The organism is Streptococcus sp. 4155 (assembly GCF_013276695.1).
In the GTDB taxonomy this organism is placed as follows: Bacteria; Bacillota; Bacilli; order Lactobacillales; family Streptococcaceae; genus Streptococcus; species Streptococcus pseudopneumoniae.
In genome coordinates this window covers 13,148-25,223 of the sequence record NZ_VMLM01000104.1, presented here as the reverse complement: position 1 = coordinate 25,223, position 12,076 = coordinate 13,148, and the positions used below count along the sequence as shown (strand labels likewise).

Annotated in this window: 12 protein-coding genes; 4 read left to right on the top strand and 8 right to left on the bottom strand. The window is 37.9% G+C overall.

The features are described from left to right. Nucleotides 1-99: 99 nt before the first annotated feature. The 6 genes from ilvD to HT715_RS10775 all read right to left on the bottom strand — a co-directional run bounded on the left by ilvD (nt 100) and on the right by HT715_RS10775 (nt 7,503). The gene (gene ilvD / locus HT715_RS10800; RefSeq protein ID WP_000137354.1) at nt 100-1,803 is read right to left on the bottom strand and encodes a dihydroxy-acid dehydratase; all 1,704 of its coding nucleotides are present in this window, start codon (nt 1,801-1,803) and stop codon (nt 100-102) included. Between the two features lie 232 nt (nt 1,804-2,035). Beyond that, nucleotides 2,036-2,968, bottom strand: a complete 933-nt coding sequence (locus HT715_RS10795; RefSeq protein ID WP_000986378.1) for a transketolase family protein — start codon at nt 2,966-2,968, stop codon at nt 2,036-2,038. Continuing rightward, nucleotides 2,965-3,822: a transketolase gene (locus tag HT715_RS10790; RefSeq protein ID WP_172922952.1), complete on the bottom strand. Its 858-nt coding sequence runs from the start codon at nt 3,820-3,822 to the stop codon at nt 2,965-2,967. The genes HT715_RS10795 and HT715_RS10790 overlap by 4 nt, the downstream gene beginning before the upstream one ends. A 3-nt stretch (nt 3,823-3,825) precedes the next feature. Beyond that, entirely contained in the window at nt 3,826-5,172 is a 1,347-nt protein-coding gene (locus tag HT715_RS10785) for a PTS ascorbate transporter subunit IIC (RefSeq protein WP_138707205.1), read from the bottom strand. A gap of 12 nt (nt 5,173-5,184) precedes the next feature. Next, nucleotides 5,185-5,469 carry a PTS sugar transporter subunit IIB gene (locus HT715_RS10780; RefSeq protein ID WP_000912476.1) on the bottom strand — a complete coding sequence of 95 codons (285 nt, stop codon included), beginning with the start codon at nt 5,467-5,469 and terminating at the stop codon, nt 5,185-5,187. Between the two features lie 3 nt (nt 5,470-5,472). Next, the gene (locus HT715_RS10775; protein ID WP_050209628.1) at nt 5,473-7,503 is read right to left on the bottom strand and encodes a BglG family transcription antiterminator; all 2,031 of its coding nucleotides are present in this window, start codon (nt 7,501-7,503) and stop codon (nt 5,473-5,475) included. Between the two features lie 190 nt (nt 7,504-7,693). Here HT715_RS10775 and HT715_RS10770 point away from each other — a divergent pair, with 190 nt between their 5' ends. From HT715_RS10770 to rpmG, 4 genes are all read left to right on the top strand, one after another. Continuing rightward, complete coding sequence (locus HT715_RS10770; protein WP_001162849.1) at nt 7,694-7,834, top strand: hypothetical protein; 141 nt, start codon at nt 7,694-7,696, stop codon at nt 7,832-7,834. A 2-nt stretch (nt 7,835-7,836) separates the two neighbouring features. Beyond that, entirely contained in the window at nt 7,837-8,037 is a 201-nt protein-coding gene (locus HT715_RS10765) for a PTS ascorbate transporter subunit IIC (RefSeq protein WP_000796545.1), read from the top strand. 151 nt (nt 8,038-8,188) lie between these two features. Continuing rightward, nucleotides 8,189-8,371, top strand: coding sequence for a 50S ribosomal protein L32 (gene rpmF, locus HT715_RS10760; RefSeq protein ID WP_000290417.1), 183 nt, complete (start codon nt 8,189-8,191; stop codon nt 8,369-8,371). A 15-nt stretch (nt 8,372-8,386) separates the two neighbouring features. Continuing rightward, nucleotides 8,387-8,536, top strand: coding sequence for a 50S ribosomal protein L33 (gene rpmG, locus HT715_RS10755; protein ID WP_001265622.1), 150 nt, complete (start codon nt 8,387-8,389; stop codon nt 8,534-8,536). A gap of 205 nt (nt 8,537-8,741) precedes the next feature. On the opposite strand, the gene HT715_RS10750 is transcribed toward rpmG, so the two are convergent. Together HT715_RS10750 and HT715_RS10745 are read right to left on the bottom strand one after the other, a co-directional pair. Further along, complete coding sequence (locus HT715_RS10750) at nt 8,742-10,172, bottom strand: ATP-binding protein (RefSeq protein WP_000434831.1); 1,431 nt, start codon at nt 10,170-10,172, stop codon at nt 8,742-8,744. 194 nt (nt 10,173-10,366) lie between these two features. Then, nucleotides 10,367-11,968, bottom strand: a complete 1,602-nt coding sequence (locus tag HT715_RS10745; RefSeq protein WP_172922951.1) for a type I restriction-modification system subunit M — start codon at nt 11,966-11,968, stop codon at nt 10,367-10,369. Nucleotides 11,969-12,076: the final 108 nt, after the last annotated feature.

The following is a 12,076-nucleotide window of genomic DNA, read 5'->3' as shown; positions in this document are numbered from 1 at the left end:
ACTGTTTTGAGGTTGTGGATAAAACTGACGAAGTCAGTAACCATACCTACGGCAAGGCGACGTTGACGTGGTTTGAAGAGATTTTCGAAGAGTATGAGTTTATTTTTTACCTGACTTGTCCATATTCCAGAAGTCTGTCACGGCTCCGCGTGAAGCAGATGATACGATGTGGGCATATTTACCGAGGACACCACGGCTATAAAGTGGTGGCAAGGTTGTTTCTGCCTTGCGTTTTTCAAGTTCTTCTTCGGATACGGCCATGGAAATTTCTTTGGTATCTTGGTCAACCGTAACGATATCGCCTGTACGAAGATAGGCAATTGGTCCACCATCCTGAGCTTCAGGAGCGATATGTCCAACAACCAGACCATAAGTACCACCAGAGAAACGTCCATCCGTCAAGAGGGCCACCTTGTCTCCTTGACCTTTACCAACGATCATTGAAGAAAGGGACAGCATCTCAGGCATACCAGGACCACCCTTAGGTCCAACGAAACGAACAACGACTACATCGCCATCAACGATTTCATCTGTCAAAACAGCCTGAATGGCATCTTCTTCTGAGTCAAAGACCTTAGCTGGCCCAACGTGACGACGCACTTTAACACCTGATACCTTGGCAACTGCACCGTCAGGAGCAAGGTTTCCGTTCAAGATGATAAGCGGACCGTCCGCACGTTTTGGATTTTCAAGTGGCATGATAACTTTTTGACCTGGTGTGAGGTCTGCAAAGTCAGCCAAGTTCTCAGCAACTGTCTTACCAGTACATGTGATGCGATCTCCATGAAGGAATCCATTTGCCAACAAGTACTTCATAACCGCAGGGACACCACCGACTTCGTAGAGGTCTTGGAAGACATACTGACCAGATGGTTTCAAGTCGGCCAAGTGAGGCACACGCTCTTGGATCGTATTGAAGTCCTCAAGTGACAAGTCAACATTGGCAGCATGGGCAATGGCAAGCAAGTGAAGAGTGGCGTTTGTAGAACCACCGAGAGCCATCGTCACAGTGATGGCATCTTCAAAGGCTTCACGAGTCAAGATATCTGATGGTTTGAGACCAAGCTCCAACATCTTAACAACAGCACGTCCTGCTGCTTCGATATCTTCTTTCTTATCAGCTGATTCAGCTGGGTGAGATGAAGAACCTGGCAAACTCATACCCAAAACTTCGATAGCAGTCGCCATGGTATTAGCAGTATACATACCACCACAGCCACCAGGGCCAGGGCAGGCATTACATTCAAGACGTTTCACGTCCTCAGCTGTCATGTCACCGTGGTTCCATTTTCCGATACCCTCAAAGACAGAAACCAAGTCAATGTCTTTGCCATCAAGATTTCCCGGTGCAATCGTTCCACCATAGGCAAAGACTGCAGGGATATCCATATTGGCAATGGCAATCATAGATCCAGGCATGTTCTTGTCACAGCCACCGATAGCGACGAAGGCATCCACGTTGTGACCACTCATAGCCGCCTCGATGGAGTCCGCGATGATGTCACGAGATGTTAGAGAGAAACGCATACCAGGCGTTCCCATAGCGATCCCGTCTGCTACGGTAATAGTTCCAAACTGTACAGGCCAAGCGCCTGCAGATTTGACACCTTCTTTAGCCAGTTTCCCGAAATCATGCAAGTGAATGTTACATGGTGTATTTTCCGCCCAAGTCGAAATCACTCCCACAATCGGTGTTTCAAAGTCCTTATCTGTCATACCAGTCGCACGAAGCATAGCACGGTTTGGTGATTTTACCATACTGTCATAAATGCTACTGCGGTGACGTTTATCTAATTCAGTCATTTGTTCCCTCCCATTTCAGTTTTTACTATTATAGCACATTTTAAAGGCAATGAACAGAAGAAAATTCTTGAATTTTCAGAAAATTCTATATACATATGAAATATTTAAAATTAAAAACAACAAAGCGGATTAGTGCACTTTCTGATGACCAGAATATGCTTTTTAATCCGCTTTCTTTAAATAACGTACTGTAATTGTTACAAAAATTCTTTCAGAACAGTGTATTCAACATCTATCTTGCATTATAAATTTCTAGAACTTTCTCTTTTATATTCGATTCACTCAAACCATACTCATTAAGAAGATAATCCACTTTCCCTACTTGACCGAATCTTTCTTGAACACCCATCCGATGAATTTTTGTTATTCCATCATCAGAGAATAATTCACATAAAGCACTGCCAATTCCACCTATCTGATTGTGGTTTTCTACAGTAAATATAGTTTTTCCACTTAACATTGTTTTTATCTGTTCTGGTATCGGTTTGATTCTAAATAAATCTATCACACCTACTGAATAACCTAATTTAGACAGTTCATCTGCAACTCGAATACTTGGAGCAACCATTATGCCAGAAGCAACGATTACAAGATCTTCCCCGTGTCTTAACTCAATGTAGCCTTTAGAAAAATCTTCTCCACCTTGATAGACAGCCTCTGGAGCTTTTCGAATTGTTCGAATATATTTTAGTCCTTTTAATTCTAATGTCTGGTTCAAGATTTCACGAAATTGGATATCATCAGTTGCTTCGAAAATGATCGATTTAGGAATTAAACGTAACAATCCAATTTCTTCAAATGGCATATGTGTCCCACCATTCATTTCCGCAGTTACTCCTGCATCTGATCCAATAACAGTGGCATCCAATTGTGCGTATCCAAGAGAAATAAATAATTGATCAAATACTCTTCGTGAAGCAAAAGGGCCAAATGTATGAAGATAAGGTCTAAACCCCTGAATAGACAAGCCTGCTGCAAGGCCGACCATTTCTGCTTCCATAATCCCAACATTCACATAACGGTCTCCAAAGTCCTTTTCAAGATTATGAGTAGCCATCGAACTTGACAAATCGGCTTCTAAGACTACTATATCAGAATCACTTTGATTAGCCTCTAAAAGGAAGTCTCTATATACATGCCGTAATTCTTTCGTGCTTCTCATCATTCTGTTTCCTCCAATTCCTGACTTAATCTTTCTACAACTGAAGTTAACATTTGTTTCTCCTCTACAGTAGGGCGAAGATGATGATTGGATTTCATTTCTTCCAGCTCTTGAACCCCTTGACCTTTAATAGTATCTAATACAATGCACTTAGGTGATGAATTATTTGACTGTTTTAATTGGACAATCCCTTCATAAATTTCTCTAATATCTGAACCCTTGACCCTAATGGATTCAAATCCAAATGCTGAAAATTTTTCTACGAAGTCACCTGGATTACAAATATCCTTTGTAAAACCATCTAATTGTTTTTTGTTATCATCAACAAATACAATTAAGTTGGATAACTGTTGCTGAGAAGCAAACTGTATAGCCTCCCAACATTGTCCCTCATTTAACTCACCATCTCCAACAATAGCATAGGTATAAAAGGGACTTTTTCTTATTCTCTGACCATATGCAAGTCCGGTTGCAACACTAATTCCCTGTCCTAAAGAGCCAGTTGTCATATCTATGCCCGGCGTTAGATTTCTATCAGGATGAGACGGTAATTTGGTTCCATTTGTATTTAAAGAATATAAGAATTCTTTGTCAAAGAAACCATTCAAATAGAGTGTACTGTATAGAGCTGGTCCTCCATGACCTTTTGATAATATGAAATAATCTCTATCTCGTGATGCAAATATTTCTGGAGTCATTGGCATTATTTCACCATAAAGCACTGCTAGAACTTCTACGATAGACAGACTTCCTCCGTAATGTCCGAATCCAAGATGATTCAATGTTCTAAGAGTATTTAATCGGATGTTAGTCGCAAATTTTCTTAACTCATCTTCTCTATTTTCACTTAAAATCATCCCTTATTCCTCCTTTACAGATGGCTTTTTAATAAAGGATACTCCAAACATAACTGCTAAAATAAGAACAAGACCAATGACAATGCCTGCTTGTGAGCCAAATTGATTTAACATTCCTAAAATAATTCCTGATAGACCAAAATCTGCATCTGAGAAAGTTGATCCTTGGAAACCAAGTCCTCCCAAAACTGGCATTAAAAAGACTGGAAGAAAACTAATTAAAATACCTTGTAAAAATGCTCCAATAGTAGCTCCACGAACACCACCAGATGCATTCCCAATAACACCTGCAGTCGCTCCACAGAAGAAATGAGGCACAACACCTGGTAAGATAACAACCGTTCCTGAAGCAATCATAATTGCCATACTTACTAAACCACCAATAAAACTAGAGATAAATCCAATTAGAACTGCATTGGGTGCATAAGTATAAACAATCGGACAATCCAAAGCAGGTTTTGAATTAGGTACAAGACGCTCTGAAATACCTTTAAAGGCTGGAACAATTTCACCCAAAATAAGGCGAACACCTGCTAAAATAACAAATACCCCTGCTGCAAATTGACCTGCTAATTGTAAAGCATAAACTAGACCACTTGTACCACTACTGATTTCTTTTTCTATATATTCTGACCCTGCAAAGATAGCTACAATAATGTAAATAACTGCCATAGATAAAGTGATACTAACAGTACTATCACGTAAAAAAGCTAAACTCTTTGGAAATTTAATGTCCTCTGTTGATTTTGATTTGTCACCGATAAGGCTACCAGTAAAACCACTCAACCAATATCCCAAAGAACTGAAATGACCTAAAGCCACCTTGTCATTTCCAGTTAATTGAACCATATATTTTTGAACAAATGCTGGGGAAATACTCATAATAATACCGAGTGCTAATCCTCCTAGTAAGATAAGAGGCAAGCTAGTAAAGCCAGCAACTGATAAAATGACCGCAATCATACATGCCATATATAGAGTGTGGTGCCCTGTTAAAAAAATATATTTAAATCGAGTAAAACGAGCGATTAAGATATTGAACACCATGCCTGCAAACATAATCAGTGCAGTAGCTGAGCCATATGTTGTTAAAGCTACAGCTACAATTGCTTCATTATTCGGCACAACGCCAGATAAATGAAAAGCATGCTCAAACATGGTACCAAATGGATTTAAAGAATTTTGTACAATTCCTGCACCACCAGATACAACTAAGAAACCAACAAAGGTCTTAATTCCACCTTTAATAATATCAGGTAATTTCTTCTTCTGAAGAACTAATCCTAAAATTGCAATTAAAGCTACTAAAATAGCTGGTGTACTAACAATATCCAATATGAACTTCATCATGACGCTAGCCTCCTATATAAGTCCTTTTTCTTCACAAAGTTTAGTAATTAATTCTCGTAGTTCATCCATATCAATAATACTATTTAAGATACGAACATCTCCAAGATGACTAGCTGAATCAGCTAGATCACGACCAACAATCCAAATATCAGCTGCATTTGGATCTGCTCCACCTAAATCATAATGTTCAACTTCTACATCCGAAACATTCAAATCACTCAATACAGATTCAATATTCATCTGTACCATAAAACTTGAACCTAATCCTGAACCACAAGCTGTACCAATTTTTAACATTATCTAATCCTCCTGTTTAATTATCATTTTAATGTCATCATAGTTTTTTGATGATATTAAAGTTTGAACATGATTTTTATCTCTTAAAATTGTTGTTAAATGTGACAAAGCCTTTAAATGACTCTCATTATCAATGGCTGCAATACAAATCAACAATCTTACCTCTTGTTCTGGATTATCCAATAAATAAATCGGTTCTTCCAAAACTAACATTGACATTCCTATTTCATTCACACCTTCATCTGGCCGAGCGTGAGGAATTGCTACTCCCTTCCCTAAATTAATAAAAGGCCCAAACTCTTCTACTTTTTGAATCATTGCCTCAGGGTAGTTCTCAGTTATCTTATCTTGATCCAAAAGCGGTTTAGCTGCTAAACGAATCGCCTCCTTCCATCCTAATTTTTGCGAACTAACCTGATAGGTTTCTTTGGTAATGAGTTGTTCTAGCACTGGTACAATTTCCTTTCTATCATTTTTTTGGTAAAGATAATTCTTTAACGCCAATCTTAATTCCAATTCTTGTGTAATAATTCCATATCTTTTGACAATATTCAGGATTTGTTCAATCTCAAAATCCCCATACTCTAAATTCGGAAAATCTTTTAACACTAGTTCTACTAGTTGTATTGCTTGCTCTTCAGTCATCATAACCGAAACTAGATAATTTGGCTTTTCTGTCTCCACCTTTATGGTAGAAAAAACCATATCATAGTCACTACTAGCTTTCACCTGTAAATCATCAATCTTTGAGGTTCCTATAAACTCAATTTGAGGAAATAATGCTAATAGATTCTCTTTTAACATCAATGAAGAACTAACACCATTAGGACAAATGATTGCTGCTTTATAGCATTTTTGAGGCAAAGTATCTGCTTTCTTTAAATAACCTCCGAAATGGATAACAAAATATGCTGTTTCACTATCAGGTATGGGATTGTCAATAGCGTCCATCAAGGGCATCAAAGAATCTTTGACTAATTCAAATAAATCAGGATAATGTTCTTTAACATGCAATACATATTCATTTGAACTAGGTAGGCCGAACTTTAATCTATAGTAAGCCGGTATAAGGTGGCGGCGAAGATTTTCTCTCAATCCTTCCCTTTGTTTAAAATGTAACAAAGAAATATCTTCCATTCTACTTATAATAGCCTCTGTTAATTGATTAAAGTAAACCGGAGCAACATCTACTTCACCTTCAAAGCAACTTGATAATAAAACAGTGATATAGCGATAATCATCCTCAGAAAACACCGTATCTATAATTCCCAAATCAACCACTGTATCCAATAAAATAGTCGTTATATCTTGAATAACAGGAGATACTAATGTCTCTGAAAGACATACTCTTTCAACATCCCTTTGATACCTACACAGAATGAATACTAAACCGAAAAGGTAAACTTTTAATTGATTAACAATAGGTACTAGCTGTAGCTTCTCATAATAATCTTTAACTACCTGATTTATCAAATCATAAGTTAATGAATACCCCCAACTGGATAAAACATAATCCAAACCCCAAATCCCTATGGAGGATTCCAGCAACTCACTAACCATTTGAAAAGCTAAGCGGTGCTTATTCCACTCTGAACCGTGTAAAGTATAACCTTTTGCTCTACTGTACCCTAGCTCCAAATCATTATCTAACATAATCTTTCTTAATGATTGAATATCAGATAAGGTTGTATTCTTACTTACTTTCAAAAAGTCTTGGTAATGATTATTCGATATAAAATCTAATCGGCAAAAAGTGTAAAGATAGATTAAAGCTAAGCGAGTCGACTTTGGTAAAACCAATTCATCCGACTTAATAATATCTGTCAAAGACTGCTTCGTACGATTTGATAAACTATAGCGACCTTGCTTTTTATCCAGCACTATCCCTTTATTAGCTAAATAAGGCACTAAATAATCTATTCCTTCTTTGACTTCCTTTATAGGTAAGCTCACCTTAACAGATAACTCATATAATGATAGCTCACAATGATCCATCAAAGTCATCAAAATAACTAGTGCTCTATAATCAAACATTTCTCTTCCTTTCTAACTACAATTATAGTGTAAAAGTTATAAGAATAAAAGAGTATTTGAGCACAATATAATCTCACCTTTTAAAAGAAATTATTGGGCTGAAAGTTTTTAGTGATTATTTTTCAACTTTCTATTGACGTTATAAATTAAAGCGATATCATTTAGATAACAATTAATAGGAATGGTTGAAATGGCACTAGAACGGCTCAATGAAGGGGAATTGGTAGAGCTTGACAAAGAGCGAAAAGCTGCCATGGTTTCAAATCTCCTTGTCGTTCTTTGTGGCAATCATGATGCACAACCAATTGTCAACACAGGAAGTCTTTACTAAAGATGGCTGAAGCTAAAAAAAAGCAGATCCCCCTTCGACTCTCAACAAAGTTATACGCTGCACTCGCATCATGGGCAGAAGATAACTTCCGATCAGTCAATGGGCAAATCGAGTATCTCCTCACAGAATGTGTCAAGCAACGGAAAAAAGACGGAAAATACGTATCAGAAACCATTGACGAACCATTTGAGATTGATATTTAACACCTTCTCCTGTCTGCTAGGTCTGACAGGAGAATTTTTTCATCTTTTTTTGTCAAGTAACTTTACTTTACAAAAAAAATGTGTTATTCTAGTATGGTTGATGAAAATCAGTAGATTGAATCGAATATAAATACCTAAAGGAGAAATCAAAATGGCAGTACCTGCACGTCGCACTTCAAAAGCGAAGAAAAACAAACGTCGTACACACTACAAAGTAACAGCTCCATCTGTAAACTTTGACGAAACTACTGGAGATTACTCACGTTCTCACCGTGTATCACTTAAAGGATACTACAAAGGACGTAAAATCGCTAAAGCTGCATCAGCTGAATAATAGAAGGGAGATACCATGCGCGTAAATATTACACTTGAACACAAAGAATCTGGTGAACGCTTGTACCTTACTTCTAAAAACAAACGTAACACTCCAGACCGTCTTCAATTGAAGAAATACTCACCAAAACTTCGCAAACACGTTGTGTTTACCGAAGTTAAGTAAGCATTCAATACGAATCAATACAGAAGAAAAACGCTTAAGATGCGTTTTTTTCTTTTTGTCAACTATACTTATATTTCAATTCAAACTCTACTCGTCCTACAATCTTTTTTTGTAAAGCTGATTTGAATCAGGTAATTTTAGGACGTTACTACACTTTACTGCACTCTACTGCACTCTACTGCACTCTACTGCACTCTACTGCACTCTACTTAACCAATGTATAGTATTGATTTCTATCTTGCTTGCTAGTGCCATGCCATTCAAGTATTCCTTTATTTGCAAGATTCCTTAATAACTTACTAGCAAAATTTCTACTTCGATTAGTTATTTCAGAAGCTAGAGATGTTGTCATTTTTTCACCTGTATTATACATGATGTGTAAAATAGTTTTTTCATCATCGTTTAGATCACTAAATTGGTCATATTTTTGTGCAATTTTATCACTAACTCTTAAATTCCTACTGACAATATTATTTTCTAAAGTTAACATAACCTTATTCCCCGATTCAGAATATTTTGGTTCATGTAGAAAGAATGATTCCATTTCTGTATAGATACGTTTCACCCCTTCATTCATTTCCCTAACCCACCCAAATTCTGTCAAAATTCTAGCTATACGAGGATTTCTAGAAAAGCGTTCATGTTTTATATTCTCAACTGTAACAATATTTGGTAATTTGCCTGGACTATGAATTTCCAAACGATTATCAAACATCATAACTCTAATATAATCACCTGATACTGAGTAATTCCTATGCGTCACTGCATTGACAACTCCCTCAAACCAAGCAAATTCAGGATATTCAGGTAGAATTTGGAATTGGCCATTATCATCTAAATATTGAAACTCCCGAAGCTGTGTACGAATAAAATCCCTTACTTTATTAATTAGAATTGGAAGGGCATCTTCAAATGTCACATCTTTAACGACATTGAATGTACTTCCCGTACCCATATCAACGCCATCAAATCGTAAAAAACGTATCCTTGCTTGAGGGAAGAAACTAGATGGATACTTCCCAAATAATAGAATAGAGGCTTTAGTCAACTGACCATCAACTAATAAGCGCCTAGCTTTCAGTATTTCTTCTGTACTTCTATCTTTGCTCACAAATTTGGTCTTATACTCATTCACAAGTTCTTCATCAATATCATCTAAAGTTGCTCCTGCTACAATTTCATCCTCAAAATGACGTTGCCCCTTATCGTAACTCAACTGTATACGTTGTTCAAAACCTAATTTAACAGATTCATCACCTTGTCGTAAATAAACATCATCGTTGGGAGCAGTAATCACTCTATCAGTAGATACTTCTACAGAAATAATTAAAATAAAATCTTCTTCCTCTTTATAATTTTTAACTTCTAATTTAGTAAATTTTAAACTTAGAGGATTATCTCTTAATGCTCCCTTAAGTTTTTCAAACTCTTCAATTGGATACGCATTCCCATCCTTAAAACCTGTAATAATATTATTTCTTTTTTCATCCTCAATACCAATGACTAATTGGCCACCTTCTGCATTCGCGAAGGCAATCAAATGTCTTAAGAGTTCCAATGGTTTTTTACGAGCACTTTTCCTATCCAAATACTGACTTTCTGGCGCAAACTGCCAGTATGATAAACCTTGTTCCATTTACTTACTCCTAAAAATAATTAACTTTATTATATCACAACAACTAGACCATTTTCTGGGTTAAATCAAACTTCCGAGTCTAACGACTGTCAATTCCACTAAAAATTATTTGGCAAAATATTTTCTAAAAATCAACGAAATCCAAAAACACCTCGTACAATTTATACGAGATGTTTTCATTCTTAGCCTACTCTCTAAATCTCATTCAACTTTTCGAGATAGGCGGTTAATTCTGCTTGGGCTTCTGGTGTTGTGCCTACTAGCTGGCTACGCATGTGTGCGAGTCTGGCTTCTACCTCTCCAATCTCTTTATCAATCTCTGCGAGCTGGTCTGCGAGGTCAGCTAGAGGAACAACGGGTTCTTCCTCAAAGGTATCAACATAGCGTGGAATGTTGAGGTTGTAGTCATTTTCGACAATCTCTTCAAAGCTGGCTAGATGGGCAAATTTCTCGACATTCTCGCGTTTTTGATAGGTCTCCAAAATCTTGGCAATATGGTCTTCTGTCATATTGTTTTGATTTTTCCCTTTTTCAAACTCTTTTGAGGCATCGATAAAGAAGACATCCTTATTGGTGCGATTCTTTTTAAGGATAATAATGGTTGTCGGGATAGAGGTATTGTAGAAGATATTTGCTGGCAAGCCGATAACTGTATCAATAGCGCCTTCTTCTAGCAGGTGTTGGCGAATCTTTTGCTCGGCTGCTCCTCGAAAGAGAACTCCGTGAGGAAGGACAATAGCCATAACCCCATTGTGCTTGAGGTGGTAAAAACCGTGAAGAAGGAAGGCAAAATCTGCTTTGGACTTAGGTGCCAGAACTCCATAACTTGAAAAGCGAGGATCTTGCAAGAATCCACTATCTGCTGACCACTTCAGCGAATAGGGTGGGTTCATCAAAACCCCATCAAAGTCTGTCGGCTCGGTAGTCGGCCAATCTTCGTCTAGGGTATCGTGATTGCTGAGGTGATAATTCTCAATCGCGACCCCATGAAGCATCATGTTCATGCGAGCAAGGTTGAAGGTCGAAGTAATCAATTCTTGACCGTAGTAAGAAATCGTCGAAGCTTCCTTACTATAGCGCTTGGCATTAAGCAAGAGGGAACCAGAACCCATGGTCGGGTCGTAAACCGACATGCCCTTTTGATGCTCCCGCCCTGCAAAGACAATCTGAGTCATGAGGTGAGAGACTGCTTGAGGTGTATAGAACTCACCAGCTTTTTTCCCAGAATCACTGGCAAACTGGCCAATCAAGTACTCATAAGCATCACCCAAAATATCACCAGCATGACCAGAGACATTGAGGTCGTTGAGCTGTTTCATAACCTCAGAGATGGTCTTGTTTTGCTTTTGTGGGGTGTTGCCTAGCTTTTTCGCATAGAGGTCGATATCTTCGAAAAGATTTTCAAATTTTTCATTGGCCTGCTCTATATCACGGAAACTTTGGGCTAGGGATTCTAGCTGGAAGGTTCCTTCATGGATAGACTGAACCAGCTTGGTAAAGGTTAGAGAAGGCTCAATCACATAGCCCAGCTCGTCATTTAAGACCTCGATGAGGTCTTCACGGACATCTGCATCCGCAAAGTTTTCCTCATAGAGAAGCTGTGCTTGCTGGAAGGACTCAAAGGTCTCGTCCAAGTTATCACAGACGGCTTGGAGGATGTTGTCGGATAGGTACTTGTAGAAAATCAAGCCCAAGAGATAGGACTTGTATTCATTGGCTTCCATCTGGCCACGCAGGATATCTGCCGCATTCCAGAGGGATTGGTAGAGTTCTCTTGATAAATTTGTTTGTGACATAGGGTCTCCTATCAATTTCTACTTTCATTCGTTTGGTGTAGCTCTTTGAGGTATTGGTATCTTATACTCAATGAAAATCAAAGAGCAAACTAGGAAGCTAACCGCAGG